The 26,844-nt window shown below is 70.9% G+C and carries 24 protein-coding genes; 11 read left to right on the plus strand and 13 right to left on the minus strand.

Annotated elements, in window-relative coordinates; translation table 11 throughout:
- The first annotated feature begins 103 nt into the window (after positions 1 to 103).
- Positions 104 to 2,386: a serine/threonine-protein kinase gene (locus tag OG936_RS15015; protein WP_406495233.1), complete on the plus strand. Its 2,283-nt coding sequence runs from the start codon at positions 104 to 106 to the stop codon at positions 2,384 to 2,386.
- Between the two features lie 32 nt (positions 2,387 to 2,418).
- Here OG936_RS15015 and ilvD read toward each other — a convergent pair whose 3' ends face one another.
- The 4 genes from ilvD to OG936_RS15035 all read right to left on the minus strand — a co-directional run bounded on the left by ilvD (position 2,419) and on the right by OG936_RS15035 (position 6,977).
- Positions 2,419 to 4,269, minus strand: coding sequence for a dihydroxy-acid dehydratase (gene ilvD, locus OG936_RS15020; protein ID WP_406495235.1), 1,851 nt, complete (start codon positions 4,267 to 4,269; stop codon positions 2,419 to 2,421).
- A 157-nt stretch (positions 4,270 to 4,426) separates the two neighbouring features.
- Entirely contained in the window at positions 4,427 to 5,071 is a 645-nt protein-coding gene (locus OG936_RS15025; RefSeq protein WP_406495237.1) for a TetR family transcriptional regulator, read from the minus strand.
- Positions 5,068 to 5,895 carry a sugar phosphate isomerase/epimerase family protein gene (locus OG936_RS15030; protein WP_383757083.1) on the minus strand — a complete coding sequence of 276 codons (828 nt, stop codon included), beginning with the start codon at positions 5,893 to 5,895 and terminating at the stop codon, positions 5,068 to 5,070. Before OG936_RS15030 ends, OG936_RS15025 begins: the two co-directional genes overlap by 4 nt.
- 116 nt (positions 5,896 to 6,011) lie before the next feature.
- Positions 6,012 to 6,977, minus strand: a complete 966-nt coding sequence (locus OG936_RS15035; RefSeq protein ID WP_406495240.1) for a Ppx/GppA family phosphatase — start codon at positions 6,975 to 6,977, stop codon at positions 6,012 to 6,014.
- A 40-nt stretch (positions 6,978 to 7,017) separates the two neighbouring features.
- On the opposite strand from OG936_RS15035, the gene OG936_RS15040 reads away from it, so the two are divergent.
- Positions 7,018 to 7,860, plus strand: a complete 843-nt coding sequence (locus tag OG936_RS15040; RefSeq protein WP_384455839.1) for a hypothetical protein — start codon at positions 7,018 to 7,020, stop codon at positions 7,858 to 7,860.
- Between the two features lie 58 nt (positions 7,861 to 7,918).
- On the opposite strand, the gene OG936_RS15045 is transcribed toward OG936_RS15040, so the two are convergent.
- A complete protein-coding gene (locus OG936_RS15045) occupies positions 7,919 to 9,826 on the minus strand; it encodes a BACON domain-containing protein (RefSeq protein WP_406495242.1) in 1,908 nt (635 codons plus the stop codon).
- Between the two features lie 215 nt (positions 9,827 to 10,041).
- Here OG936_RS15045 and radA point away from each other — a divergent pair, with 215 nt between their 5' ends.
- Both radA and disA read left to right on the plus strand, forming a co-directional pair.
- Complete coding sequence (gene radA, locus OG936_RS15050; protein ID WP_406495244.1) at positions 10,042 to 11,454, plus strand: DNA repair protein RadA; 1,413 nt, start codon at positions 10,042 to 10,044, stop codon at positions 11,452 to 11,454.
- 80 nt (positions 11,455 to 11,534) lie between these two features.
- On the plus strand, positions 11,535 to 12,659 hold the full coding sequence (disA, locus tag OG936_RS15055; protein ID WP_266746940.1) for a DNA integrity scanning diadenylate cyclase DisA: 1,125 nt from the start codon (positions 11,535 to 11,537) through the stop codon (positions 12,657 to 12,659).
- A 105-nt stretch (positions 12,660 to 12,764) separates the two neighbouring features.
- On the opposite strand, the gene OG936_RS15060 is transcribed toward disA, so the two are convergent.
- A complete protein-coding gene (locus OG936_RS15060) occupies positions 12,765 to 13,571 on the minus strand; it encodes a hypothetical protein (protein ID WP_406495247.1) in 807 nt (268 codons plus the stop codon).
- 173 nt (positions 13,572 to 13,744) lie between these two features.
- On the opposite strand from OG936_RS15060, the gene OG936_RS15065 reads away from it, so the two are divergent.
- The 6 genes from OG936_RS15065 to cseC all read left to right on the plus strand — a co-directional run bounded on the left by OG936_RS15065 (position 13,745) and on the right by cseC (position 19,130).
- On the plus strand, positions 13,745 to 14,425 hold the full coding sequence (locus OG936_RS15065) for a phosphatase PAP2 family protein (protein ID WP_406495249.1): 681 nt from the start codon (positions 13,745 to 13,747) through the stop codon (positions 14,423 to 14,425).
- A gap of 155 nt (positions 14,426 to 14,580) precedes the next feature.
- Complete coding sequence (locus OG936_RS15070) at positions 14,581 to 15,483, plus strand: A/G-specific adenine glycosylase (RefSeq protein WP_383757097.1); 903 nt, start codon at positions 14,581 to 14,583, stop codon at positions 15,481 to 15,483.
- A 168-nt stretch (positions 15,484 to 15,651) separates the two neighbouring features.
- Entirely contained in the window at positions 15,652 to 16,302 is a 651-nt protein-coding gene (locus OG936_RS15075; protein ID WP_406495251.1) for a SigE family RNA polymerase sigma factor, read from the plus strand.
- Positions 16,290 to 17,033: a hypothetical protein gene (locus OG936_RS15080; RefSeq protein WP_406495253.1), complete on the plus strand. Its 744-nt coding sequence runs from the start codon at positions 16,290 to 16,292 to the stop codon at positions 17,031 to 17,033. Before OG936_RS15075 ends, OG936_RS15080 begins: the two co-directional genes overlap by 13 nt.
- 10 nt (positions 17,034 to 17,043) lie before the next feature.
- Complete coding sequence (cseB, locus tag OG936_RS15085; RefSeq protein ID WP_266746946.1) at positions 17,044 to 17,751, plus strand: two-component system response regulator CseB; 708 nt, start codon at positions 17,044 to 17,046, stop codon at positions 17,749 to 17,751.
- Entirely contained in the window at positions 17,748 to 19,130 is a 1,383-nt protein-coding gene (gene cseC / locus OG936_RS15090) for a two-component system sensor histidine kinase CseC (protein ID WP_406495256.1), read from the plus strand. The genes cseB and cseC overlap by 4 nt, the downstream gene beginning before the upstream one ends.
- Positions 19,131 to 19,328: 198 nt before the next feature.
- On the opposite strand, the gene OG936_RS15095 is transcribed toward cseC, so the two are convergent.
- Positions 19,329 to 20,030, minus strand: a complete 702-nt coding sequence (locus OG936_RS15095) for a M23 family metallopeptidase (RefSeq protein ID WP_406495258.1) — start codon at positions 20,028 to 20,030, stop codon at positions 19,329 to 19,331.
- Positions 20,031 to 20,632: 602 nt separating this feature from the next.
- The gene (locus OG936_RS15100; protein WP_406495260.1) at positions 20,633 to 23,161 is read right to left on the minus strand and encodes an ATP-dependent Clp protease ATP-binding subunit; all 2,529 of its coding nucleotides are present in this window, start codon (positions 23,159 to 23,161) and stop codon (positions 20,633 to 20,635) included.
- Between the two features lie 428 nt (positions 23,162 to 23,589).
- Here OG936_RS15100 and OG936_RS15105 point away from each other — a divergent pair, with 428 nt between their 5' ends.
- Positions 23,590 to 24,198, plus strand: coding sequence for an SCO3374 family protein (locus OG936_RS15105; RefSeq protein WP_406495262.1), 609 nt, complete (start codon positions 23,590 to 23,592; stop codon positions 24,196 to 24,198).
- Here OG936_RS15105 and OG936_RS15110 read toward each other — a convergent pair.
- The 5 genes from OG936_RS15110 to OG936_RS15130 form a co-directional block, all read right to left on the minus strand.
- Complete coding sequence (locus OG936_RS15110) at positions 24,177 to 24,512, minus strand: Lsr2 family protein (RefSeq protein ID WP_266746953.1); 336 nt, start codon at positions 24,510 to 24,512, stop codon at positions 24,177 to 24,179. The genes OG936_RS15105 and OG936_RS15110 overlap by 22 nt on opposite strands.
- 144 nt (positions 24,513 to 24,656) lie before the next feature.
- Positions 24,657 to 25,214: an amino-acid N-acetyltransferase gene (locus OG936_RS15115; protein ID WP_266746954.1), complete on the minus strand. Its 558-nt coding sequence runs from the start codon at positions 25,212 to 25,214 to the stop codon at positions 24,657 to 24,659.
- A gap of 9 nt (positions 25,215 to 25,223) precedes the next feature.
- Positions 25,224 to 25,772: a BlaI/MecI/CopY family transcriptional regulator gene (locus OG936_RS15120; protein WP_406495264.1), complete on the minus strand. Its 549-nt coding sequence runs from the start codon at positions 25,770 to 25,772 to the stop codon at positions 25,224 to 25,226.
- 109 nt (positions 25,773 to 25,881) lie between these two features.
- Positions 25,882 to 26,061, minus strand: coding sequence for a hypothetical protein (locus tag OG936_RS15125; RefSeq protein WP_266746956.1), 180 nt, complete (start codon positions 26,059 to 26,061; stop codon positions 25,882 to 25,884).
- Positions 26,062 to 26,122: 61 nt separating this feature from the next.
- The gene (locus OG936_RS15130; RefSeq protein ID WP_406500458.1) at positions 26,123 to 26,710 is read right to left on the minus strand and encodes a hypothetical protein; all 588 of its coding nucleotides are present in this window, start codon (positions 26,708 to 26,710) and stop codon (positions 26,123 to 26,125) included.
- Between the last annotated feature and the right edge of the window lie 134 nt (positions 26,711 to 26,844).

The raw sequence follows: 26,844 nt of genomic DNA on the forward strand, positions 1-26,844 counted from the left end.
ACGGTGTGTACGACGCGCAGGCTACAAGCCCCGCCCGTATCGCACGCACCATCGACTAGGCTCCGTGCGTCGCGCTTGGCGACGAAACACACGGGGGTGGGCGATGCCGCCGCTGCGAGGTACCGGAGCCAATCCGGAAGCGGAGCATCCGGAATACGCCGGTCATTACCGCCTTGAGGCATGTCTCGGCGCGGGCGGCATGGGCGTCGTACACCTGGCGCGCTCCACCTCGGGGCTGCAGCTGGCCGTCAAGGTGGTGCATCGGCGCTACTCCCAGGACCCCGAGTTCAGAGCCCGTTTCCGGCAGGAGGTCGGGGCCGCGAGGCGGGTCAGCGGGGCCTTCACGGCGCCGGTCGTCGATGCCGACCCCGATGCCGTACGGCCGTGGATGGCCACCCTTTACGTGCCCGGCCCCACGCTCTCCGACCAGGTGAAGCGGAATGGGCCGATGACTCCCGCCGAACTCCGCAGGCTGACGGCCGGACTTGCCGAGGCGCTGCGTGACATCCATCGGGCCGGGGTCATCCACCGCGACCTCAAGCCGAGCAACGTGCTGCTCTCCGACTCCGGGCCCAAGGTCATAGACTTCGGGATCTCCCGGCCGTACGACAGCGATCTGCGCACCGAGACGGGCAAGCTGATCGGCTCGCCGCCGTACATGGCGCCCGAGCAGTTCCAGCGGCCGCGCGAGGTCGGGCCCGCCGCGGATGTGTTCGCCCTGGGCGCCGTGCTCGTCCACGCGGCGACCGGCCGGGGGCCCTTCGACTCCGACAGCCCGTACATCGTGGCCTACCAGGTGGTGCACGACGAGGCGGACCTGACGGCCGTGCCCACGGAGCTGGCGCCGCTGATCGGGCAGTGCCTGGCGAAGGACCCCGCTGAGCGGCCCACTCCGGACGACATCATGGCGGCGCTGCGCCCTCCTTCGTACGACGCCGCAGCGTTCATACCGTCGCAGCGCAGGCCGGGCACCATCGCGGCCGGGTCCGGTGCCACGGCGGACCCTGACCCGGGGATCGTGGCGCTGGCGGACGCGGACACGCATGCGGGCGTGGGCGCGGCTGCGCGGGGCAGGAAGGTGACCGCCAACCACGGCGGCAAGCGGCGGTGGCTGGCAGCCGGGGCGGCGCTGCTCGTCATAGGTGCCGGTGGGGTGTGGGCGGCCGGTGTCATGGGCAACTCGGGTGGCCCGGGTGAGTCGGGTGGCTCCGGTGGGTCGGGTGGGGCGAAGGGCTCGGCGGAAGCGGTCGCGCCGTGGCAGACGCCGCTTCTGGCCTCGGGTAACTCGACGCCGGTCTGCTCCGCGGCGAGCCGCGGCGCCGTCGGCGATGACGGCGATGACGGCGATGACGGCAAGGACGGTATGGACGGCACCGGCAAGAAGGCGGCCGGCCGGTCCATGGCGCTGTACTGCACCGCTGCCGGTATCGGCGCCGCCCGGCTGGACCCCGCGGACGGCCGGGTGCTGTGGTCCCATGGCGTCGCCGCGAACGCCCCGTCGGCCGGCGTCGTGTCGGTCTCCGGAGATCTGGTACACACGGCGGTACCGGGCGGGAAGCTCCGGGCGTACGACCCCACCGAGGGCGCGCAGGTCTGGCAGGTGGATCTCTCCCCGTACCTCGGCGCCCCCTTCGCCGCGGGCGACACGCTGCTGCTGGTCGCCGAGGACGGCACGACCGAGGCCCTCGACCCGGCGACCGGCGTGTCCCGCTGGCGGCATCCGCTCGCCGGGCACCGGCGCCCGGACTTCGCGCTGTACGACGACGCATCGGGGCTGGCCTACGCGTTCGAGCACTCCGCCCACGGGTCCACCACGTTGGTCACGGCCGTCGACGCGCGGGCCGGGCACGTGGCCTGGCAGCGGCGGCTGGACGGCATGCTCACCCCGGTGGGGACCTCGGACGGCGCACTCGTCCTGACGTCCATGAACGGGGACACCCAGACCATCGGGCTCGTCCGCTACGACCCGGAGCGGGGGCGCGTCGCCCGGGTGGCGCTGCCGTTCCGGATGAACGAACCGGAGGTCGTGGTGGGCGGGGACACCGTCTATCTGCTGGCGCACGGCGGGACCCTGGTGGCCGTCGACACGCGTCCGGCCGGCGGCGAAGCCGTTCTCTGGCAGCTGGAGACCGCTGCCGGGCGGACGTCGGCGCCTGTCCTCGCCGGTGGACACCGACTGTACTTCTCGGCGGCGGACGGGCGGCTGCTCGCCGTGGACACGGAGCGCGGAACGCTGCTGGGGCAGACGGGTCCCCGGCTCCGGGACGGGAAGCTCACGTACGCCTCGACGCTGCCCGCCCCCGTCGCCGCCGGCCGGGCCGTCTTCGGGACCGCGCCCGACGGGTCCGTGTTCGCCGTGGACGGACAGGACCCCGCTCACTGGTGAGAGCGGGGTCCGTCTTCGTTGCCGGGTCCGGTTCAGCCGAGCTTGGACACGTCCCGCACCGCGCCCCGGTCCGCGCTCGTCGCCATCGCGGCGTACGCGCGCAGCGCCGCGCTGACCTTGCGGTCGCGGCTCTTCGGTGCGTAGACGCCGTTCAGCGCCTCGCGGCGGGTGGTCAGCTCGGCCTCGGGGACGAGGAGCTCGATCGAACGGTTCGGGATGTCGATCCTGATCCGGTCGCCGTCCTCGACGAGCGCGATCGTGCCGCCGGACGCGGCCTCCGGCGACGCGTGGCCGATGGACAGTCCCGACGTACCGCCGGAGAAGCGGCCGTCGGTCACCAGGGCGCAGCTCTTGCCGAGGCCGCGGCCCTTGAGGAAGGACGTGGGGTAGAGCATCTCCTGCATGCCGGGGCCGCCGCGCGGGCCCTCGTAACGGATGACGACGACGTCGCCCTCCTTGATCTCCTTGCGGAGGATCTTGTCGACGGCGTCCTCCTGCGACTCGCAGACGACCGCCGGGCCCTCGAAGGTCCAGATCGACTCGTCGACGCCCGCCGTCTTCACGACGCAGCCGTCCACGGCGAGGTTCCCCTTGAGGACCGCGAGGCCGCCGTCCTTGGAGTACGCGTGCGCCAAGTCGCGGATGCAGCCGCCGGCCGCGTCCAGGTCGAGGGTCTCCCAGCGCTCGGACTGCGAGAAGGCGGTCGCGGAACGGACACAGCCGGGGGCCGCGTGCCACAGCTCGACGGCTTCGGGGGACGGAGAGCCGCCGCGGACATCCCAGTTCTTCAGCCACTCGGCGAGGGTGGCGGAGTGCACCGAGTGCACGTCCTCGTTGAGCAGGCCGCCGCGGTGGAGCTCACCGAGGATGGCGGGGATGCCGCCGGCCCGGTGGACGTCCTCCATGTAGTACGTGCCGCCGGGGGCCACGTTGGGCGCGACCTTCGACAGGCAGGGGACGCGGCGCGAGACCTCGTTGATGTCGTCGAGGTCGTAGGGGAGCTCGGCCTCCTGCGCCGCCGCGAGCAGGTGCAGGATCGTGTTGGTCGAGCCGCCCATGGCGATGTCGAGCGCCATGGCGTTGTCGAACGCGGCGCGGGTGCCGATGGAGCGGGGCAGGACCGTCGCGTCGTCCTGCTCGTAGTAGCGCCTGGTGATCTCGACGACCGTACGGCCGGCCTCCTCGTACAGCGCCTTGCGGGCGGTGTGCGTGGCGAGGACGGAGCCGTTACCGGGGAGGGAGAGGCCGAGGACCTCGGTCAGACAGTTCATCGAGTTGGCGGTGAACATGCCGGAACAGCTGCCGCAGGTGGGGCAGGCATTCTCCTCGATGCGGAGGATGTCCTCGTCGGAGATGTTCTCGTTGACGGCGTCGCTGATCGCGTTGATCAGGTCGAGCTTGCGGACCGTGCCGTCGACGAGGGTGGCCTTGCCGGCCTCCATCGGGCCGCCGGAGACGAAGACCGTCGGGATGTTGAGGCGCATCGCGGCCATCAGCATGCCGGGCGTGATCTTGTCGCAGTTGGAGATGCAGATCAGCGCGTCCGCGCAGTGCGCCTCGACCATGTACTCGACGGAGTCGGCGATGAGGTCGCGGGAGGGGAGGCTGTACAGCATCCCGGCGTGGCCCATCGCGATGCCGTCGTCGACGGCGATCGTGTTGAACTCGCGCGGCACCGCACCCGCGGCCTTGATCGCGTCGGAGACGATCCGGCCGACCGGCGCCAGGTGGGTGTGGCCGGGGACGAACTCGGTGAAGGAGTTGGCGACCGCGATGATCGGCTTGCCGATGTCCTCGCTCGCTACGCCCGAGGCCCGCATAAGGGCGCGAGCGCCCGCCATGTTGCGGCCGTGGGTGACAGTGCGGGACCTCAGCTGGGGCATCGTCTCTCGCTCCTTCGACATGAAATGACTGTTTCCGAGCGTACGCCTCCGACTCCAAGATCTGGACACGGTGTCCGGCATGCGGGATGAGGTGCTCGGTGGGTGGGCGGGGTGGGAGCGCGGGCCGGGAGTGCGGTGCGGAGGGTCCGCCGCCGGGTTACTCCGCTTCCGTCAGGTAGCGCTGCAGCGTCGGTGCCACCATCTCGATGATCTGCTCCGGGTCCGCCGAGGCCAGTGGTTCCGCCCGGACGACGTAGCGCAGCATCGCGATCCCGAGCATGTGCGAGGCGGCCAGTTCCGCGCGGAATGTCGCGTCCGGTACGTCCAGCGTCTCGGCCACGCGATCCAGGAGGCGGCGCAGGACGAAGCCGCGGAGGACCTTCGCCGCCGCCTCGTGCGTCAGCGCGGACCGCATGATCGCCAGCAGGGGGGCCCTGGACACCGGGTTCTCCCATACGGAGATGAAGGAGCGGGCCAGCCGCTCCCCCATGCCGTCCGCGCCGCTGCCGAGGACGGCCGGAAGCACCAGGGCCGGCTCGAAGGAGAGCTCGATGGCGGCCGCGAAGACCTCGTCCTTCGTACCGAAGTAGTGGTGGACGAGCGCGGAGTCGACGCCTGCCGCCTTGGCGATGCCCCTGATCGACGTCTTGTCGTAGCCGCGCTCCGCGAACTCGGTGCGGGCCGCCTCCAGGATGCGGGTGCGGGCGTCGGGGCCGGTGGTCCGGGACGTGCGGGAGGGGCGACCGCGGCGCTTGGGGGCCGGGTGCGCGGGGCCCTCGTCGTCGGTGTGGCCGCCGGTCACCGGCGCGGCGCCTCTGCCGAGGACGACGCCAGGTGAAGCCGGGTGAAGGCCAGCGCCTCCGCCAGGTCGGCCTCGCGTTCGGCGGTGGACATGGCGCGGCGGGTGTTGACCTCGATGACGACATGGCCGTCGAAGCCGGTACGGGCCAGGTGTTCCAGGAGTTCGGCGCAGGGCTGGTCACCGCGGCCGGGCACCAGGTGTTCGTCCTTGTTGGAGCCCTTGCCGTCGGCGAGGTGGATGTGGGCGAGCCGGTCGCCCATCCGGTCCACCATCGCCATGCCGTCGGTGCGGGCCGTCGCGGTGTGCGAGAGGTCCACGGTGAAGTGCCGGTAGTCGTCGTTGGTGACGTCCCAGTCGGGGGCGTACGCGAGCATCTCGCGGTCCCGGTAGCGCCACGGGTACATGTTCTCGACGGCGAAGCGCACGTCGGTCTCGTCGGCCATGCGCCAGATCCCGGTGACGAAGTCGCGCGCGTAGTTGCGTTGCCAACGGAACGGCGGGTGGACGACGACGGTCGTCGCCCCGAGCTTCTCCGCGGCGGCACGGGCCCGCTGGAGCTTCACCCACGGATCGGTGGACCAGACGCGCTGGGTGATCAGCAGACAGGGCGCGTGGACGGCGAGGATCGGCACCTGGTGGTAGTCCGAAAGCCGTCGCAGGGCCTCGATGTCCTGGCTGACGGGGTCGGTCCACACCATGATCTCGACACCGTCGTAGCCAAGACGCGCGGCGATCTCGAAGGCCGTCGACGTCGACTCCGGGTAGACGGAAGCCGTCGACAGGGCGACCTTCGCATCCGGGATGCGCACCACTGGTTCTGCCACTGGGACAGCCTACGGGCAGTGGTACGCCCCGCCGAGGGAGCCGGGCGGAAAGTGAGAAGGGCCATGGCCGGCTTCCGGTCACCTGCGCGGGGCGGCGTGGAGCCTGCGCGCGGCGCTCAGTGGAGCGCGGCCCGCTCCGTCGGCTCCGTGGGCTCCGTCGGCAGGTGGTCCAGGCGGCGCAGGATGACGCCCTCGCGCAGCGCCCAGGGGCAGATCTCCAGCTCGTCGACCCCGAATAGATCCATGGCGCCCTCGGCGACCAGCGCCCCGGCCAGCAGCTGCGCGGCCCGGCCCTCGGAGACCCCGGGCAGAGCGCCCCGCTTCTCGGTCGTCATCGCCGCCAGCTTCGGCACCCACTCCTCCAGCGCCTTGCGGGTGAGGGCGCGCTGCACGTACAGGCCGTCGGTGGAGCGTGCGGCGCCCGCGATCCTGGCGAGCTGCTTGAACGTCTTGGAGGTGCCGACGACGTGGTCCGGGCGCCCGAGGCGGGTGAACTCGCCGACACTCCGGGCGATCCGGGCCCGTACATGACGGCGCAGCGCCCGCACGTCCGCCGGGTCCGGCGGATCGCCCGGCAGCCACCCGGCGGTCAGCCGGCCGGCCCCGAGTGGCAGCGACACCGCGGCGTCCGGCTCCTCGTCCATGCCGTACGCCATCTCCAGCGAGCCGCCCCCGATGTCCAGGACCAGCAGCCGCCCCGCCGACCAGCCGAACCAGCGGCGGGCGGCGAGGAAGGTGAGCCGGGCCTCCTCCGCGCCGCTGAGGACGGCGAGGTCGATGCCCGTCTCGTCCAGCACCCGGGCCAGCACCTGGTCGGCGTTGCTCGCCTCCCGTACCGCGGACGTGGCGAAGGGCAGCACATCCTCGCACCCCTTGTCCTCGGCGGCCTGGAGCGCGTCGGTGAGCGTTGCCACGAGCCGGTCCACACCGTGGGGGCCGATCGCCCCGTCCTCGTCGAGGAGTTCGGCCAGGCGCAGCTCCGCCTTGTGCGAGTGCGCGGGCAGCGGACGCGCACCGGGGTGCGCGTCCACCACCAGCAGATGCACCGTGTTCGAACCCACGTCGAGGACTCCGAGTCTCATACCAGGAACGCTACCGGGGCGGCGGACTTACCCTTGGCGCGTGCCAAAGACGAAAAAGGCGAAGCCGGGCAAAAACACGAAGAAACAGAGAACGAAGCAGGAGATGCAGCAACAGGAAGCGAACGGACCGAACCGGTCCGAAGACGAAACAGGTATCGATTTCGCCCGCGCCTGGGTCGAGTTCCCCGACCCCGCGGACGACGAGCAGATCTTCCGCTGCGACCTGACCTGGCTGACCTCCAGGTGGACCTGCATCTTCGGCAGCGGTTGCCAGGGCATCCAGGCGGGCCGCGCGGACGACGGGTGCTGCACGCTGGGCGCGCATTTCTCGGACGAGGACGACGAGAAGCGGGTGGCGGGCCACGTCGAGCGGCTGACCCCCGAGCTGTGGCAGTTCCACGACGTCGGTACGGAGACGGGCTGGGTCGAGGTCGACGACGACGGGGAACGCCAGACGCGGCGCTGGAAGGGTTCGTGCATCTTCCAGAACCGTCCCGGGTTCGCGGCGGGCGCGGGCTGTTCGCTGCACATCCTGGCGCTGCGGGAGGGCAAGGAGCCCCTGGAGACCAAGCCGGACGTCTGCTGGCAGCTGCCGATCCGGCGCACGTACGACTGGATCGACCGGCCCGACGACACGCGCGTGCTCCAGGTCTCGATCGGCGAGTACGACCGCAGGGGCTGGGGTCCGGGCGGTCACGATCTGCACTGGTGGTGCACCTCGGCGACGTCCGCGCACGGGGCCGGGGAGCCGGTGTACGTCTCGTACCGGCCGGAGCTCATCGAGCTGATGGGCAAGGAGGGCTACGACCGGCTGGTCGAACTGTGCGAGGAGCGCTTGTCCTCGCTGCTGCCGATGGCACCGCACCCGGCGGATCCGGCGTGACCGCCGGGGTGTGACCGGGCGGGCCGCGCCGGGGCGCCTTCCCGCCGTTCGGCCCGTTTCAGCCTGCCGGGGTCGTGGTGCCCGTACCCGTCCCCGGGCCGGTGGGGACCGATGGTCCGGACGGGTCCGGGGACGGTGTCGGATCGGTCGGTGACGGTGTGGGATCCGGGGAGCCCGTCGGGTCGGGGGTCGGGTCGGTCGGGTGCGTGGGATCCGGCGAGGACGGCGGCGGATCCGACGGTACGGACGGGCCCGAGGAGTCGGGCGGGGCGGGCGTCCCCGGTTGTCCCGGGCCGCCGGGGGTCGGTGTCGTCGCGTCGTGTCCCCGCCCCCGGATCGCCACGACCGAACCGGATGGGGCGAGGGCGATGCGCGCGCTCCAGGGACCGGCGGGTTCCCGCAGGTGGTCCACGTGGACGCGGATCGTGACGCTCTCGCCCGCGGCGAGCGTCCCCGAGGAGCTGCTCAGGCGCAGCCAGGACGCGTCCGCGCGGGCCGACCACGCGACCGGGGCGCCGCCCGAGGCGGTCAGCCGGATCAGTGTCGTGCCGCCGGACGAGCGGGCCTCGACGGTGAGACCGCCGAGGCCGCCCCGCGCCGGACCCGAGCTGATCACCTCGGCCGAGACGTCCGGACCGCGGCCGTCCTCGAAGGGGCCGCCGGGGCCGGGACGGGCGTTGCCCGCGTTCTCGTAATAGCCGCCCGAGGTGCCGTCGAGGTCCTGGCGGGCGTCCGCCTCGGTCGCGGTGACCGAGGAGCCCTCGTGGCCCTCGCCCGTCAGCGGCGCGCCACGGTAGGCGGTCCACAGCGCGATCACCGGGGCCGCGACGACCGTCGCCACCACCGTCGTCGTCACGACCCTGGCCCGCAGCCGGTCCCGGCGCGCGGCGTGGTCCTTCGGGTCCATGGGGAAGCCCGCCCGGTCGAAGCGCGGGCCGCCGGACCGGTTCCGCTGGGCGTGCACCATCGCGACGTACGCGGACGGCCGCGGCGCCTCGACGACCGGCAGCGCGGCGGCCGGGGTGACGGCCGCGCCCGGCCAGGGCCCCTCGGCACCGGCTCGCTCGGCGGCCCGGCGGCAGCGGGGGCAGTCGTCGACATGGCGGACGAGTTCGCGGCGCAGGGTGGCCGAGAGCAGGACACGGTGGTCGCCGGTGAGGCGGGCGATGGTGGGGCAGTTGCCGGTCTCGACGACGGCGAGGGCGGCGCGGGTGCGTTCCACCTCGCAGGCCGCGGCGGCCAGGAGCTCCCGGGCGGTTGCCGGTTCGAGGCCCAGGACGGAGGCGACGGCGCGCGGGGCGAGGCTGTGGCGCACGGCGAGTTCGAGCGCTTCGCGCTGTTCGGGGGTAGTGCCTGCGGCCTCCGGCCAGGCCAGCTGGGCGAGTTCGCGGCGGTGCGCCTCGGCGGCGGCCTCGGATTCCGGGGCGGGGGCGTGGCCCGCCGGGGCGCCGCCGGGCGGGGAGGGTGCGGCAGCGCCCTTCCCGATGGCGGTGGGGGGCGTACGGCGTCCCGCACGCGCCCCCTGGGCGGCCGTCCCGCTCGGCTGCTTGCCCCGGGGCCCGCCGGCCGCCCGGTTCGCCTCCCGCCCCGTCTCCGGCTCGGGCTGCAGTCTTCCCGAGGGCTTCCCGACCTTGTGGCGGTGCGCCCGACGGCCCTGCTTCTGTTCGGCGAGCTTGCGCAGACACATCCATCGGGCCAGCGCGTACAGCCAGGATTTACGTTCCTCCTCACCTGCCGGGCACCGGCCGCCCTGCCGTTCCGCGATCGCCAGCACACCGCCGAGCGCCTCGGTGGCGGCATCGTGGTCGCAGAGCACGGAGAGGCAGTAGGTGAACAGGCCGTCGAGATGCGGCTCGTAACGTGCGGGAGGCCGCCGCGGCGGGTGCGTCGAGGAGTGGGGCGCACGGCGTCGCGCCCGGTGTGCGCCGGTGGTGTGCGTTGGGGGCTCCAGTCTGCTGCTCGTCACCTGGCGACCGTAGGCAGCACAGAGCATGCCTTTAGCGCCCCTTCAGCACATTTAATCCTTACGGGTGAACGTGTCGCTCGAAAGGGGACAGGAATCCCGGTTTCAGGGAGCCGAAATCCCTGAAACCGAGCAAAGTGACCCGCCACTGCCGTACCGGGCGCCGCCCGCGGACCGTGCCCGACGTCGTTGTCCGACCCCACCTATACGGTTGCGCCATGGCTGCCCGTACGAAATCCGCGAAGGACCGGCCGTCCTACCGCTGCACCGAATGCGGCTGGACGACCGCCAAGTGGCTCGGCCGCTGCCCCGAATGCCAGGCATGGGGGACGGTCGAGGAGTTCGGCGGCGCCCCCGCCGTGCGGACCACCGCGGCCGGCCGGGTCAGCACCGCCGCGCTCCCCATCGGCCAGGTCGACAGCCGGCAGGCCACCGCCCGGTCCACCGGCGTCGGTGAGCTGGACCGGGTGCTCGGCGGCGGGCTCGTCCCGGGCGCCGTCGTGCTGCTCGCGGGCGAACCGGGCGTCGGGAAGTCGACACTGCTGCTGGACGTCGCCGCCAAGGCGGCGAGCAACGACCACCGCACCCTCTACGTCACCGCCGAGGAGTCCGCGAGCCAGGTGCGCCTGCGCGCCGACCGGATCCGGGCGATCAACGACCATCTGTATCTCGCCGCCGAGACGGACCTGTCCGCGGTCCTCGGCCATCTGGACGCCGTCAAGCCGTCGCTCCTCGTCCTCGACTCCGTACAGACCGTCGCCTCGCCCGAGATCGACGGGGCCCCCGGCGGCATGGCGCAGGTCCGGGAGGTCGCCGGTGCCCTCATCCGGGCCTCCAAGGAGCGCGGCATGTCGACGCTCCTGGTCGGCCATGTCACCAAGGACGGGGCGATCGCCGGGCCGAGGCTGCTGGAGCATCTCGTCGATGTGGTGCTGTCGTTCGAGGGCGACCGCCATGCCCGCCTGCGGCTCGTACGCGGCGTCAAGAACAGGTACGGCGCGACCGACGAGGTCGGCTGTTTCGAGCTGCACGACGAGGGCATCACCGGCCTCGCCGACCCGTCCGGGCTGTTCCTCACCCGGCGCGACGAGCCGGTGCCCGGCACCTGCCTGACCGTCACCTTGGAAGGCAAGCGACCGCTCGTCGCCGAGGTACAGGCGCTGACCGTCGATTCCCAGATCCCTTCACCCCGGCGCACCACCTCGGGGCTGGAGACGTCCCGGGTATCGATGATGCTGGCCGTTCTGGAGCAGCGCGGCCGGATCAGCTCGCTCGGCAAGCGGGACATCTACAGCGCGACGGTCGGCGGAGTGAAGCTCTCCGAGCCCGCCGCGGACCTCGCGGTCGCGCTGGCGCTGGCCAGCGCCGCCAGTGACACACCCCTTCCCAAGAACCTGGTGGCGATCGGCGAGGTGGGCCTCGCGGGCGAGGTCAGACGTGTTACGGGGGTCCAGCGCAGGCTGGCCGAGGCGCACCGCCTGGGCTTCACGCACGCGCTGGTTCCGACCGATCCGGGAAGGGTCCCGGCCGGTATGAAGGTCACAGAAGTCGCCAACATGGGCGATGCTCTGAGCGTGCTCCCGCGCCGGTCTCGCGCACAGGCCCCACAGGAGGAGAGCGCACGCCGGTAGACTTTGCCCTGGTCTCGCCCGTCCGTACGAACGGTATGAATGACGTAAGGGCACCGCAAACCTGTGACCGGAGGAGTGCAGTGGCAGCCAGCGACCGGGCAGCATCGCCCGGAAAGTCCGGCCAAGGCACCGGTAACGAGACGCTGATGCGCGCCTCATTGAGCGCTGTCGCGCCCGGAATGGCGCTGCGGGACGGCCTGGAGCGCATTCTCCGCGGCAACACCGGCGGGCTGATCGTGCTCGGCATGGACAAGACCGTCGAGTCGATGTGCACCGGCGGATTCGTGCTGGACGTGGAGTTCACCGCGACGCGCCTGCGGGAGCTGGCCAAGCTCGACGGGGCACTGATCCTCGACAAGGACATGACCAAGATCCTGCGGGCCGGTGTGCAGCTGGTCCCGGACGCCTCCATCCCCACCGAGGAGACCGGCACCCGCCACCGCACGGCGGACCGGGTCTCCAAGCAGTGCAACTTCCCGGTCGTCTCCGTCTCGCAGTCGATGCGTCTGATCGCGCTGTACGTGGACGGGGAGCGCCGGGTTCTGGAGGAGTCCGCCGCGATCCTCTCCCGCGCCAATCAGGCACTCGCCACCCTGGAGCGGTACAAGCTCCGGCTCGACGAGGTCGCGGGCACGCTCTCGGCGCTGGAGATCGAGGACCTGGTGACGGTCCGGGACGTGACGGCCGTCGCACAACGTCTGGAGATGGTCCGCCGGATCGCGACCGAGATCGCGGAGTACGTGGTGGAGTTGGGCACCGACGGCCGGCTTCTCTCGCTCCAGCTCGACGAGTTGATCGCGGGCGTCGAGCCGGAGCGCGAGCTGGTCGTGCGCGACTACGTGCCGGAGCCGACCGCGAAGCGGTCCCGTACGGTCGCCGAGGCACTGACCGAGCTCGATGCGCTCTCCCACACCGAGCTGCTCGAACTCCCGGTCGTGGCAAGGGCACTGGGATACAGCGGCTCGCCGGAGACGCTGGATTCGGCGGTCTCGCCGCGCGGCTTCCGGCTGCTGGCGAAGGTGCCGCGGCTGCCCGGGGCCATCATCGACCGGCTGGTGGAGCACTTCGGCGGCCTGCAGAAGCTCCTCGCCGCCAGCGTGGACGACCTCCAGACGGTCGACGGGGTCGGCGAGGCGCGGGCGCGTAGCGTGCGCGAGGGACTGTCGCGGCTGGCCGAGTCGTCGATCCTCGAACGGTACGTATAGCGGCACGCGCAGCGGTGCGCGGCATGGGACGCAGCATGGGGCCCGGGAAACCGGGCCCCGCAGTGTTTTTCCGGGCGCCCGCCCCTCAGCCCGTCTCGGCCCTTCTCAGTCCTTCGCGAGGACGAAGGAGGCGCGCTGCACCGGCTCGCCCGGCACCTTCGCCTCGACCAGATACGTACCCGGCCCCGCAGTTCCCGACGGCGGCGTGGCGCACTGCGGGACGCTCTTCCGGCGGTCCCACTCCACGGTGTGGACGACGGTCGCGCCCGCCGGGACCTTCAGCAGCAGGCTGCCCGCGTTCCGCGGGCAGTCCTTGGAGGACCACACCTGGCTGTCGTCGCCACCGGCCTCGGTGATGGTGAGCACCGCGCTCTTCGGCCCGAAGTCGGCCTTGCAGTCGGTGGACGAGGTGTTCCTGGCGACCAGGCGGAACTTCGGCTTCTGGCCGGGGCCGTAGCTGAGTTCGGTGCTCAGGCTCAACTGAAGTGCGCTTGCGGCGCAGTTGGGAAGCGGAGAGCTCTGCGGGACCTGCTGCCCGGTCGTCTCGGCGCCGTCGCTCGCGCCACCGGCTCCGGTGCCCGATCCGCTGCCGGTGTCCGTACCGCCACCGCCCGCGCCGCCGGTACCCGTACCGCTGCCGCCTCCGTCGCCGCCGCCCGTGTCGTCCGACTCGTCGCGCCCGCCCGGCTGTTGGCTGATGGCCGGGCCCGACGGGGTGGGGCCGGGGGTGATCTCGTGCACGGGATCCGATCCACCGGACCGGGAATCGTCCGTGGTCTTCTTGTCGCCACCGGAGGTGACAGCCCATACGATCAGCGCCGCGAGCAGCGCAACCAGCGTCGCCGCCACCGCCCTCCGTCGCCAGTAGATGGTGGAGGGAAGCGGCCCGATCGGATTACGCAAAGATCCCACGACGCAAACTGTACGAGAGATCGGCGCCGACTCCCGCCCCACCCGCCGCCCGGCCCCTAAGTTTTGCGGATCATCATCCCGGGACGGCCCGTTCCGGCCCCGCGCTTCCGCCGGTTCGGCCCGCTGGGATCGCCGAAGATGACCACTCGATTTCGTTGACTACCCTCTGTCACATGGATAGTTCAGTTACTGCCCCGCTCTACCGGGACATCACCGACTTCGCTCATGACATGCCGTCATGGGTTCAACACCTGGCCGAAATATGGACGGAGCTCGGACTCCTGGTCTTCGGCGTCCTGTTCATCACCGGGTGGTGGCGGGCCCGCCGGGCGGACGAGCGCGCCCTGGCCCTGGCGGTGCTCGCGCCCCTCGCGACGGCCTTCGGCTATGTGGTCAGCGAGGTGCTCAAGTCGATGGTGAACGAGGAGCGGCCGTGCCGGTCGGTCGTCGGGGCGGCGGCCTCGCTGGTGCCGTGTCCGCCGACGGGCGACTGGTCGTTCCCCAGCAACCATTCCGCGATCGCCGGCGCGGCAGCCGTCGCCCTGGCGATCGCCCGGCCCCGGCTGGCCTGGCTCACCGTGCCGCTGGCCCTGCTGATGGCCTTCTCCCGGGTCTTCGTCGGGGTGCACTATCCGCACGATGTGGCGGTCGGACTGCTGCTGGGTGCGGCGATGTCGGCCGCGGTGGTCGCCGTGCTGCACCGCCCGGCACGGTCGCTCGCCCGGACGGTACGGGACAGCGGGGCGCCGGTGGCGGCCCTGGTGTCGGGGCCGGGCACGGCGCCGGGCCAGGGGCGGGGTACGACGGCGGGCCGGTCCCGGCGGCGGCACGGAGGGTCCCGGCGGCGGCGCTGACGGCACCGACGGCCCCGGGGGGAGACCCCTTGGGCCGGTTGCCGGATTCCGCGGGGACAGACGGGTGGCATTATCACCCCAAGGGCCCTCACGAGGAGCGACACCACCGTGCGCTGAGCCCTCGTCTGCCCTTCCGTGCCAGGATCGTGGGTGCGATGACTGCCATGACTGCGACACAGACGCCCCCCGCTTCCCTCCACACTCCCGTCATCGGGTGGTTCGAGCAGCACGCCCGCGATCTGCCCTGGCGCCGTCCCGAAGCGGGCGCCTGGGGCGTGATGGTGAGCGAGTTCATGCTGCAGCAGACCCCCGTCAGCCGGGTCCTTCCGGTGTACGAACAGTGGATGGCCCGCTGGCCGCGCCCGGCCGACCTGGCCGCCGAGCCGCCCGGTGAGGCGGTCCGCGCCTGGGGCCGGCTCGGCTACCCGCGCCGCGCGCTCCGCCTGCACGGGGCCGCGCAGGCCATAACTGAACGGCACGGCGGCGACGTACCGAGCGAGCACGGTCAGCTGCTCGCCCTGCCCGGAATCGGCGAGTACACCGCGGCGGCCGTGGCCTCGTTCGCGTACGGGCAGCGGCATGCCGTACTGGACACGAACGTCCGCCGGGTGTTCGCCCGGGCCGCGACCGGCATCCAGTACCCGCCGAACGCGACCACCGCCGCCGAACGCAAGCTCGCCCGCGCGCTGCTCCCCGAGGAGGACGAACGGGCCGCCCGCTGGGCCGCCGCGACGATGGAGCTCGGCGCCCTCGTCTGCACCGCCAAGAACGAGGACTGCACGCGGTGCCCGATCGCCGGGCAGTGCGCCTGGCGGCTGGCCGGTAAGCCCGCCCACCAGGGGCCCGCGCGGCGGGGCCAGTCCTACGCCGGTACGGACCGGCAGGTGCGCGGGCGGCTGCTCGCCGTACTGCGCGAGGCCGTGGCACCGGTGCCGCAGTCGGCCCTGGACGCGGTGTGGGACGAGCCGGTGCAACGCGCCCGGGCACTGGACGGACTGGTCGCCGACGGCCTCGTCGAACCGCTGCCCGGCGGCCAGTACCGGCTGCCGATGAGCTGAGCCACGCCTCCCCCTCGCTGTTACACAACCGATGGACAGCCGTGCGTCGGCGTATGGCTGCTCCGCACAGCCCCGTGACAACAGCTCCGTAGCGTCAGCGACGTCAGCCCGACCGGATCGATGTCCGGCGGCGGCGTACGGGGTTCTACGGGGACGGAGGCGGTTGGAATGGCGCAGGGCGAGGTGCTCGAATTCGAGGAGTACGTACGCACCCGGCAGGACGCACTGCTTCGCAGTGCGCGCCGGCTGGTCCCCGACCCGGTGGACGCGCAGGACCTGCTGCAGACCGCCCTGGTCCGTACGTACGGCCGCTGGGACGGCATCGCCGACAAGTCCCTCGCCGACGCCTATCTGCGCCGCGTCATGATCAACACCCGGACCGAGTGGTGGCGGGCCCGCAAGCTGGACGAGGTCCCCACCGAGCAGCTGCCCGACGCGAGCGTCGAGGACGGCACCGAGCAGCGCGCGAACCGCGCCCTGCTGATGGACGTGCTGGGCGTACTGGCTCCCAAACAGCGCAGCGTCGTCGTGCTGCGACACTGGGAGCAGATGAGTACGGAGGAGACGGCGGCGGCCCTCGGCATGTCGACCGGTACGGTGAAGAGCACGCTGCACCGCGCGCTGGCACGGCTGCGCCAGGAGCTGGAGAGCCGCGAAACGGCGAGCACGGAGGCCCGGCTCCGGGAGGAGCGGGGCCGTGCCGCGGCCGGCCGCGGCACGGCCGCCGGTGCTCCGGTGCGTGCGCGGGCAACGGCGCGGATACGGGAGCAGGCGGGCGGGCGGATGGACGAACGGGGGCGGGAGCGGTGCGCGGCCTGACAGCCAGCGATGACAGCGCCGGCGACGACGACCGTTGCGGCGCAAGAGACGACGGTGGCCCCGTGGCCACCGTCGGACGCGGCCGGTTCCTGACCGGCTGGGCGGCGGGCACCACGACCCTGGTCGGGCTCGCCGCCTTCGGGCTGTTCGCCGTCGGCTGCTCCACCGGCGGCACGGGCACCCGGGACGAGGGCCCGGCGGGCACCCAGCCGGTCGCCCGGGTCACGCCGAGCGCCCATGCACCGTCCACGGCGAAGCCCACGCCCCGGGTCGATCCGGTGGCGCTGCTCAAGCAGGACCCCAAGGTCGGCGAGCGGGTCAGGACGGACCTGAAGCCGTGCAGCGGTTCCGAGTACCCGGTGGACACCTCGTACGGCAACCTGACCGGCAGCTCCTCGGCCGACGTCGTGGTCAACGTGATGACGTGCGGCGACTCGGTGGGCGTCGGCACGTACGTGTACCGCCCGCGGGGCAACGGCTCGTACGAGAACGTGTTCGCCATCGAGCAGCCCGCGGTGTACGGGACCATCGACCGCGGTGATCTGGTGGTCACGGCCCAGGTGTACGGGAAGAAGGACTCGGTCGCGTACCCCTCCGGCGAGGAAGTGATCACCTACACCTGGGCGAACAACCGGTTCAGCGAGCACGACCGGGTGCACAACGACTTCAACCGAGCCGTCGGTGACGGAGAGGCCGGGCTTCCGGAATCCGCTGAACCGGCGCAGAACTGAGAGCAGTCCGATGGCCGAGACCCACGTCCTGTTCGTCGAGGACGACGACGTCATCCGAGAGGCCACCCAGCTGGCGCTGGAGCGCGACGGCTTCGCGGTCACCGCGAAGCCCGACGGCCTGTCGGGCCTGGAGGCGTTCCGGGCCGACCGTCCCGACATCGCGCTGCTCGACGTCATGGTGCCGGGCCTCGACGGGGTCAGCCTCTGCCGTCGCATCCGCGACGAGTCGACCGTCCCCGTGATCATGCTGTCGGCCCGGGCCGACTCGATCGATGTGGTGCTCGGCCTGGAGGCCGGCGCCGACGACTACGTCACCAAGCCCTTCGACGGGGCGGTCCTGGTCGCCCGGATACGTGCCGTGCTGCGCCGCTTCGGCCATGCGTCGGGCGGCGGGCAGCCGGGCAACGGGGAGCCGGACCAGCAGCCCGTCGGCGGGGTGCTCGTCTTCGGCGACCTGGAGATCGACACCGAGGGCATGGAGGTCCACCGGGCCGGCGAGCACGTGGCGCTGACCCCGACCGAGATGCGGCTGCTGCTGGAGTTCTCCGCCGCGCCCGGCACCGTGCTCTCCCGCGACAAGCTCCTGGAGCGGGTCTGGGACTACGGATGGGGCGGTGACACCCGGGTCGTGGATGTCCATGTGCAGCGGCTGCGCACCAAGGTCGGCCAGGACCGGATCGAGACGGTCCGCGGCTTCGGCTACAAACTCCGGCCATGAAGCGGCTCGCTCTGCGGACGGGGGTCCGCTGGAAGATCAGCATCGCCATCGCGGCGGTCGGCGCGCTGACCGCGGTCGCGCTCAGCTTCGTCGTCCACAACGCCGCGCGGGTCTCGATGCTGGAGAACGCGCGCGAGGTCCAGCTGGAGAGGCTGACATACGCGCAGCTCCTGTACGAGGCCAAGAAGACACAGAAGGCCGACCCCCGGTTCGGCGCCAAGCTCAACGACCCGACGATGCCACGCGGCCTGCGCGCGGAGACCAGCAGGAACCGGCGCGCCACGCATGTCGAGGAGCTCAAGAACGGGGTGCCCGATGTGTGGGCGGCCGTGCCGGTCGGCAACGGCAATGTCCTCTCTCTGCACACGCATTTCGCCGATCGCAGCGCCACGATCATGAGTGACCTGGACCGGGCGTTGATCATCGGCTCGGTCTCCGTGGTGCTCGGCGGCTGCGCGCTGGGTGTGCTGATCGGCGGGCAGCTGTCGCGCCGGCTGCGCAAGGCGGCCGCCGCGGCCGGCCTGGTCGCGGAGGGCAACACGGACGTACGGGTCCGGGAGGCCGTCGGTGGTGTCGTCCAGGACGAGACCGATGAGCTGGCCCGGGCGGTGGACGCGCTGACGGACGCGCTCAACGAACGGATCGAGGCGGAACGCCGGGTCACCGCGGACATCGCGCACGAGCTGCGTACGCCGGTGACGGGTCTGCTGACGGCCGCCGAGCTGCTGCCGCCGGGCCGTCCCACGGAGCTCGTACGGGACCGGGCGCAGGCGATGCGCACGCTGGTCGAGGACGTGCTGGAGGTGGCCCGGCTGGACAGTGCGTCGGAACGGGCCGAGCTGCAGGAGATCGCGCTGGGCGAGTTCGTCAGCCGGCGGATCGCGCTGCTGGATCCGGATGTGCGGGTGCGGGTCGTCCATGAGTCCTGGGTCAGCACCGATCCGCGCCGGCTGGAGCGGATCCTCGGCAATCTGCTGGGCAACGCCGCGAAGCACGGTGCCACGCCGGTGGAGGTCACGGTCGAGGGCCGGGTGGTACGGATCCGCGATCACGGTGCCGGGTTCCCGGCGGCGCTGCTGCGTGAGGGGCCGAGCCGGTTCCGTACCGGAAGCAGCGACCGGGCCGGGCACGGCCACGGTCTCGGGCTGACGATCGCGGCCGGCCAGGCGCGGGTCCTCGGGGCCCGGCTGACCTTCCGCAACGCGGGGCCGGAGGGGGCGGCGAAGGGCGCGGGCGGGGCGATCGCCGTGCTGTGGCTGCCCGAGCACGCGCCGACGAACACCGGCAGCTTCCCGGTCCTGCGCGTGTCCGAACAGCGCACGCCAGGCAGCGGGGACGGGGAGAGCACACAGTCCGTTCGCAGACGGACCGGCGGCTGAAGCGGATAGGGGAGAGGCTCCCGGGGCGTGGTGCCCCGGGAGCCTCTCCGTACGCGGACTCTTGCGCGCACATCGTGCAACGCCGATCGCGATGAGCTCCGTGATCACAGCGGAGTTCCAGTCGTACTCCGAACCGCCCCAGGTGGTGACCAGCGCGATCGCGGAGTCCGCCGAGCAGCGGGGTCCGTCCCGGTCGAATCAGACCGAGACGCCCTCCTTGTGCAGGAAGCTGACCGGGTTGACCGCGGAACCGTAGTCGGCGGTGTGGCGGATCTCGAAGTGCAGGTGCGGGCCGCTGGAGTTGCCGGTGTTGCCGGAGAGGGCGATCTTCTGGCCCGTCTTCACGGTCTCGCCGATGCGCACATCGATCTGCGCCAGGTGGGCGTACTGCGAGTACGTGCCGTTGGCGTGCTTGATCACGACGGCGTTGCCGTACGCGGGACCGTCGCCGCCGCCGTTCGGGCCGGCCTTCACGACGGTGCCGCGGTGCGCGGCCTTGACCTCGGTGCCGATCGGCACGGCGAAGTCCTGGCCGGAGTGCTTGTGGGCCCAGCGGCTGCCGTCGTTGCCGAAGCTCGCGCTCAGCTGGTAGCGGCTCACCGGGGTCTCCCAGCCGGCGGCCTTCTTCGCGGCCGCCTTCTTGGCCGCCTTCTCCTTGGCGACCTCGGCGACCTTGGCCGCCTTGGCCGCCTTGCCCTGCACGGCCGCCTGCTGGGCGACCGACTCGGCCGCAGAGTTGTTCATCAGGCTCGCAACGCCGGGAGAACCTGCCGTGGCGGCCGCGAACGCAGCGCCCGCACCGAGAACCATCGACGTCCCCAGGCCGGCTGCCACCACGGCGCCACGGACACGGGACAGGGACGGACGGCGGGAGTGCTGGAACGAAACGCGCTTCGACATAAGCGGAGAACCTCCGGAGATGACTGGACCCGACGCTTCGGCCGGGCTGGCCATTCCTTGGTAACCCGCACCCCCACTCATGCTCAAATACCCCATCTACGAACAAAAGCCGTAGCGGCACCTTCGGGAATTCGCTGCAGACGGTCCCGCGCACCCGCCACCGGGACGCACCGAGACTCCCTTTTCAGACAGGTTTAACCCCAGCTCCAAACCGGTCGAACCGGACTAAACATAGCGATTCAGGCTCCTCCGCCGGGGCCCCGAAACCCCCTCCCCGCGCAGGGACAAAGGTGCCTGCCGCGACCGCGGCACCCTCTCCTATCGCGGCTAGTAGGCCCCGAAAGGGCTGTGTGCCTTGTCACCGCCGGTGGGACCGAAGCCCGTCCGATCGGGGCCTTCGGCCGACGGGTGAAGTCGTTTTCCGGTTCACCGTTCCGAGGTGCTCGGCACCGATCGCGGCCCGGGCACGGGGCACAACGCGGGCACGGACACGGGGGGGCACGGACACGGGGCACGGCAAAAAGGGGCTGCCCCGGACCGTTTCTCACGGTTCCGGGGCAGCCCCTTCAGGCGCTCAGGCGCTCACACGCTTCGGCGCGTCCTCACACGTCCTTCGACATGTTCGGTCCCGCGCCGCCCGCCGCCTGCTCGATCGGGGGGACGTCGGGCAGAGCCGACTTCTCCTCGCCGCGGAAGGTGAACTTCTTCTCCTCGCCCTCGCCGTCGGTGCCGACGACCACGATGTGACCGGAGCGCAGCTCACCGAAGAGGATCTTCTCGGAGAGGATGTCCTCGATCTCGCGCTGGATCGTCCGGCGCAGCGGCCGGGCGCCCATCACGGGGTCGTAGCCCTTCTTCGCCAGGAGCGACTTGGCTTCCGAGCTCAGCTCGATGCCCATGTCGCGGTCCTTCAGGCGCTCGTCCACCTTGGCGAGCATGAGGTCGACGATCTGGATGATGTCTTCCTCGGTGAGCTGGTGGAAGACGACCGTGTCGTCGACACGGTTGAGGAACTCGGGGCGGAAGTGCTGCTTGAGCTCTTCGTTGACCTTGACCTTCATCCGCTCGTAGTTCGTCTTGACGTCGCCCTGGGCGGCGAAGCCCAGGTTGAAGCCCTTGGAGATGTCCCGGGTCCCGAGGTTGGTCGTCATGATGATGACCGTGTTCTTGAAGTCCACGACCCGGCCCTGGGAGTCGGTCAGGCGACCGTCCTCCAGAATCTGGAGCAGGGAATTGAAGATATCGGGGTGGGCCTTCTCGACCTCGTCGAAGAGAACGACGGAGAACGGCTTGCGGCGCACCTTCTCGGTGAGCTGGCCGCCCTCTTCGTAACCGACGTAACCGGGGGGAGAACCGAAGAGGCGGGAAACCGTGTGCTTCTCGCTGAACTCCGACATGTCGAGGGCGATCAGCGCGTCCTCGTCACCGAAGAGGAATTCGGCGAGCGTCTTCGACAGCTCCGTCTTACCGACACCGGACGGGCCGGCGAAGATGAACGAACCACCGGGGCGCTTCGGGTCCTTCAGACCGGCTCGCGTACGGCGGATCGCCTTCGAGAGGGCCTTGATGGCGTCCTTCTGGCCGATGACGCGCTTGTGGAGCTCGTCCTCCATGCGCAGCAGCCGGGAGGACTCCTCCTCCGTCAGCTTGAAGACCGGGATGCCGGTCGCGGTGGCCAGGACCTCGGCGATCAGCTCGCCGTCGACCTCGGCCACGACGTCCATGTCGCCGGCCTTCCACTCCTTCTCGCGCTTGGTCTTCGCGGCGAGGAGCTGCTTCTCCTTGTCGCGCAGGGACGCGGCCTTCTCGAAGTCCTGCGAGTCGATCGCGGACTCCTTGTCGCGGCGGACGCCCGCGATCTTCTCGTCGAACTCGCGGAGGTCCGGCGGCGCGGTCATCCGGCGGATGCGCATCCGGGAACCGGCCTCGTCGATCAGGTCGATCGCCTTGTCCGGCAGGAAGCGGTCCGAGATGTACCGGTCGGCCAGCGTCGCGGCCTGGACCAGCGCCTCGTCCGTGATGGAGACGCGGTGGTGGGCCTCGTAGCGGTCGCGCAGGCCCTTGAGGATCTCGATGGTGTGCGGCAGCGACGGCTCCGCGACCTGGATGGGCTGGAAGCGGCGCTCCAGCGCGGCGTCCTTCTCCAGGTGCTTGCGGTACTCGTCGAGCGTCGTCGCACCGATGGTCTGCAGCTCGCCGCGGGCCAGCATCGGCTTGAGGATGCTGGCGGCGTCGATCGCGCCCTCGGCGGCGCCCGCACCCACCAGGGTGTGGAGCTCGTCGATGAACAGGATGATGTCGCCGCGGGTGCGGATCTCCTTGAGGACCTTCTTCAGGCGCTCCTCGAAGTCACCGCGGTAGCGGGAGCCGGCGACCAGCGCACCGAGGTCCAGGGTGTAGAGGTGCTTGTCCTTGAGGGTCTCGGGCACCTCGCCCTTGACGATGGCCTGCGCCAGTCCCTCGACGACCGCCGTCTTGCCGACGCCGGGCTCGCCGATGAGAACCGGGTTGTTCTTGGTACGACGGGACAGCACCTGCATGACCCGCTCGATCTCCTTCTCGCGCCCGATGACCGGGTCGAGCTTGGATTCGCGAGCCGCCTGGGTGAGATTCCGGCCGAACTGGTCGAGCACCAGGGACGTGGAAGGCGTGCCTTCCGCGGGGCCGCCCGCGGTTGCCGCCTCCTTGCCGCCCGAGTACCCGGAGAGCAGCTGGATGACCTGCTGCCGCACCCGGTTCAGGTCGGCGCCCAGCTTCACGAGGACCTGGGCGGCGACACCCTCACCCTCGCGGATCAGACCGAGCAGAATGTGCTCGGTGCCAATGTAGTTGTGGCCGAGCTGGAGGGCCTCACGGAGCGACAGCTCCAGGACCTTCTTGGCCCGGGGGGTGAAGGGAATGTGCCCGGACGGGGCCTGCTGGCCCTGGCCGATGATCTCCTCCACCTGCTGGCGGACCGCCTCGAGCGAAATCCCGAGGCTCTCCAGGGCCTTAGCGGCGACACCCTCACCCTCGTGGATTAGGCCCAGGAGGATGTGCTCGGTGCCGATGTAGTTGTGGTTGAGCATCCGGGCTTCTTCCTGAGCCAGGACGACAACCCGCCGCGCGCGGTCGGTGAACCTCTCGAACATCGTTAATCGCTCCTCAGAGCGGTCAGGCAGTAAGGGGTCGGTCCCCTCCCTGTCCTTCCGCAGCTTAGTCCCGCAAGCGGGGACCGCTCATTCCAACTGCCGACACCGTCCTTGGCCTCCCGCCCCGAACGCCGACATCTGCTCCAACCCGATGGTGCGAGACGATGTTCCCGCAGGCCAGGCAGATACGCCCTTCATCAGTACGCCGATGGCGAACGTGAGATGCCCGGGCCTGCGTGTCGCCCCTCCCCACTAGGGATGTCTTACCCGCTATTACAGACAGTCCATGCGGCGCACGCCGGTTCCCTCCGCTATGGGCGAACATATTTACGCTCCCTCATACGCCCCTACGCCCCCATGTCGGACACACTGCACACCCGGTCACGGACTCCGCGTAACCGTTGATGCGGCTCGGCCGTTCATCCGGCATGGCCATCATCGTCCCGCCTCCCCCGCCGTCGTTCACCGACGGGCGGAAGAGCCTCGACGCCTGCGCATGGTGGGCACGGTGGTACGAACGCGAGCTCGGCTGGGCAACGGAGGGCACCACACCGGTGCGGTTGCTGACCGGGCTGCGGTTCGACGTCCTGCAGGTGCCCGCTGCCGTCGGCCGTGCGGCGCTGCGGCGGGTCGGACGCAGCGGGCCGGTGGCACTGGCGGGCGCACGGATGAGCCTGCTGGTCGCGGCGGGAAGCGCCGACGAGCTGCCCGGGCTGCTCGACTGGCTGGAGTGGGGCGGGATCACCCTCTCGCTGACCGCCATCGGTGCGGGCGGCCGGATCACCGCGCCGGTGCCGCCCGGCGGGGTACCGAGCCGGCCGGGGGCCGCCGTATGGCTGCGGCCCCCCGGGCTGCGGCACGAGGAAGAGCCGGAGCTACCGGCCCTGAGCGGCCTCGGGAGCAGGGGTGGGGATGCTCCCGATCTCGTACGGCTCGTGGACGCGGTGGCGACGGAATGCCACCGGGTCCGGTTGATGCGCGCCCGAACGGGGCGGTCGACCGATGAGTCGACAGCTCAGCCGTTGGCCTTCTCGTAAGCCTCACGGATGTCCGCGGGAACACGACCACGGTCATTCACATTGTGACCGTTCTCGCGCGCCCACTTACGGATCTCCGCGGTGTCCTTGTTGCCACCCGTAACAGCGCGGCCCTTGCCGCGGCCGGCCGCCGCGCGGCCACCCGTACGCCGGCCACCCTTGGTGTACGGCTCAAGAAGACCACGGAGCTTGTCCGCGTTGCTCGTGGTGAGGTCGATCTCGTACGTCTTGCCATCCAGAGCGAACGTGACGGTCTCGTCCGCCTCGCCGCCGTCGAGGTCATCGACAAGAAGGACCTGAACCTTCTGTGCCACCGGATTTCCTTTCATCGAAAATGCAGTACGCGGAAAGGAAACCGCTTTTCTCCGAAAAACACAAACCCTCGGGAGAGGTTCAGGATCGCAAGAAGACGGGAAACGTGCGCGATTCGGACATAGGGCTACGGCTTCTTGTGACGGTCACAGGTGCAGAAGCATCCGGCTGTTGCCCAAGGTGTTCGGCTTCACTCGTTCGAGACCCAGGAACTCTGCTACACCCTCGTCATAGGAACGCAGCAGCTCGCTGTAGACATCTCCGTCGACCGGTGTCTCTCCGATCTCCACGAAGCCGTGCTTCGCGAAGAAGTCGACTTCGAAGGTGAGACAGAAAACCCGGCGTACGCCCAGCCAGCGGGCGGTCTGCAGCAACTTGTCCAGTACTTGATGTCCGACTCCGGCGCCCCGGATGCCGTGGTCGACCGCGAGAGTGCGCACTTCGGCCAGGTCTTCCCACATCACGTGCAGTGCACCGCAGCCGATGACCCGGGCGTCCTCGTCGCGTTCCGCGATCCAGAACTCCTGGATGTCCTCGTAAAGAGTCACCGTCGCTTTGTCGAGGAGGATGCCTTCACGTACGTACCCGTCGAGGAGACGGCGGACCGATGCCACATCGCTGGTCCTGGCGCGGCGGACGGTGATGGCCACGTTTATAACCGACGGTTCGGTACGCAAATCCGTATGCGGAAGCTCTGAGGACATACCCCGACGCTATCGCCCGGACTCCGGGCCCGCGCCATCGGCCGGATCTCCGGCCCGTTCATCGGTTGACTCATCGGTCGGTTCATCGGTCGGTTCATCCGCGGCTTCGTACGCGGGTTCGCGCTTGCCTTCATCCGCGGCTTCGCGCTTGCCTTCATCGGGCGCTTCCCGCGTCCGGGGCTCGGAGGGACCGGGCAGGTCGGGTCTGACGATCCGCATGGCGTCCCGGAGTGCCTCGCGCTGCTCGGCGGACATCATGCCGAAGAAGGCGACGAGAGCGGCGGCGGGGTTGTCACTGCGCGACCAGGCCTCGTTCATCAATGCGGCCGAGTACGCGGCACGGGTGGAGACCGCCGTATATCGATATGCGCGGCCATCTACTTCCCTGCGCACCCAGCCCTTCTGATGGAGATTGTCCATTACCGTCATGACGGTCGTGTAGGCGATCGAGCGTTCCTGCTGAAGGTCCTCGAGGACTTCCCGCACGGTGACCGGACGGTTCCATTGCCAGACCCGCGTCATCACGGCGTCTTCCAGATCTCCCAATTGACGGGGCATAATGTCACTTTAGTGCCAGATGCCGGGAATGCTCGGTTATTTACGCAATGAAAGGGCGCACGACTCCTGACGAGTCGTACGCCCTTTGCGTGCTGCGAGAAGCGGAGTGTCAGACTCCGTCGGTCCGGGGGGTCTGCTGAACGGACTCGGCGCGGCCGAGCACCGAGTCCACGGCCGCGTCCTCCTTGGCCTTGTTGGGACCGCCCTGGCTCTTGACGATCGTCACGACGAGGCCGATGAAGAAGGCGGCCATCACCACGGGGGGCACGAGCGCGGATACGTAGTCCATGGCGTCCAGAGTAGCGAGGCCGGTACGGACCTCCGCGCACCCCCTCCGGCTCGCGGCGCGGCTATCCCGCGGCGCGCTGCTGCGGCGGAGGGGCCGGGCGGCGGGGCGGGAAGACTTCGGAGGGCTTGGGCGCCGGGCGCCCGGGCGACGGGGCGGGCCGCCCCGGCCTGGCCGGGGCCACCGGGGTCTTCGGCTGTTCGGGTTCGGCTTCGTCGGCCCGGCCGCCGGGCAGGGCGAGAAGCCGGCTGCGGGGTGCGGGAGCCACCGCAGGCACGGCACGTCCGGCGAGGCGGGCCCGCACCGAGCGCTCCGCGAGCACCCGGCAGCGCTCCAGGAGGGCCGCGGCCACCGGTCTGTGACGCAGGGCGCGCAGTGCGGCGAGGTCGTCGGGACGGGGGTCGTATCCGCCCGCCAGGGCGTCCTGGAGCAGCTCCAGGTAGCCGCTGACGGAGCCGGGGAGGGCGTTGCGGTAGCGGACGAGGTCGGCGAGCAGGAACGTGCGCAGCCGTCCCGCCTCGCCGACCGCCTCGTCCACGGCGCCCGCCAGCCGCAGGCAGTCCTGGACGTCCTCGTCGGGCAGGGGCGTGGGGTGAAGGGCGGTGGAGAGGGCGCGTCGGAGCACACGCAGCTCGTCCGCGCTGAACGCCATACCGCCGCGTGATCCGTAAGGCGTGGGCATAACGCGACAATACGTGCTAAATGGACAAAATCCGCTTAACGGGTCGTCGGCGGCGCGGCGGCGGTTCCCGGTCCGCCGCGCCGTTCCCGCAGGCACGCTCCACG

It is taken from the genome of Streptomyces sp. NBC_00846, assembly GCF_045207325.1.
Classification (GTDB): domain Bacteria; phylum Actinomycetota; class Actinomycetes; order Streptomycetales; family Streptomycetaceae; genus Streptomyces.

What these genes read in the sequence shown, in the direction of transcription:
- cseB (WP_266746946.1), top strand. Translation starts at nt 17,044, where the DNA reads ATGGCCGAGACCCACGTCCTGTTCGTCGAGGACGACGACGTCATCCGA.
- OG936_RS15105 (WP_406495262.1), top strand. Translation starts at nt 23,590, where the DNA reads ATGGCCATCATCGTCCCGCCTCCCCCGCCGTCGTTCACCGACGGGCGG.
- radA (WP_406495244.1), top strand. Translation starts at nt 10,042, where the DNA reads ATGGCTGCCCGTACGAAATCCGCGAAGGACCGGCCGTCCTACCGCTGC.
- OG936_RS15125 (WP_266746956.1), bottom strand. Translation starts at nt 26,061, where the DNA reads ATGGACTACGTATCCGCGCTCGTGCCCCCCGTGGTGATGGCCGCCTTC.
- OG936_RS15100 (WP_406495260.1), bottom strand. Translation starts at nt 23,161, where the DNA reads ATGTTCGAGAGGTTCACCGACCGCGCGCGGCGGGTTGTCGTCCTGGCT.
- OG936_RS15065 (WP_406495249.1), top strand. Translation starts at nt 13,745, where the DNA reads ATGGATAGTTCAGTTACTGCCCCGCTCTACCGGGACATCACCGACTTC.
- OG936_RS15095 (WP_406495258.1), bottom strand. Translation starts at nt 20,030, where the DNA reads ATGTCGAAGCGCGTTTCGTTCCAGCACTCCCGCCGTCCGTCCCTGTCC.
- OG936_RS15035 (WP_406495240.1), bottom strand. Translation starts at nt 6,977, where the DNA reads ATGAGACTCGGAGTCCTCGACGTGGGTTCGAACACGGTGCATCTGCTG.
- ilvD (WP_406495235.1), bottom strand. Translation starts at nt 4,269, where the DNA reads ATGCCCCAGCTGAGGTCCCGCACTGTCACCCACGGCCGCAACATGGCG.
- OG936_RS15070 (WP_383757097.1), top strand. Translation starts at nt 14,581, where the DNA reads ATGACTGCCATGACTGCGACACAGACGCCCCCCGCTTCCCTCCACACT.
- OG936_RS15015 (WP_406495233.1), top strand. Translation starts at nt 104, where the DNA reads ATGCCGCCGCTGCGAGGTACCGGAGCCAATCCGGAAGCGGAGCATCCG.
- OG936_RS15120 (WP_406495264.1), bottom strand. Translation starts at nt 25,772, where the DNA reads ATGCCCCGTCAATTGGGAGATCTGGAAGACGCCGTGATGACGCGGGTC.
- OG936_RS15075 (WP_406495251.1), top strand. Translation starts at nt 15,652, where the DNA reads ATGGCGCAGGGCGAGGTGCTCGAATTCGAGGAGTACGTACGCACCCGG.
- cseC (WP_406495256.1), top strand. Translation starts at nt 17,748, where the DNA reads ATGAAGCGGCTCGCTCTGCGGACGGGGGTCCGCTGGAAGATCAGCATC.
- OG936_RS15130 (WP_406500458.1), bottom strand. Translation starts at nt 26,710, where the DNA reads ATGGCGTTCAGCGCGGACGAGCTGCGTGTGCTCCGACGCGCCCTCTCC.
- OG936_RS15115 (WP_266746954.1), bottom strand. Translation starts at nt 25,214, where the DNA reads ATGTCCTCAGAGCTTCCGCATACGGATTTGCGTACCGAACCGTCGGTT.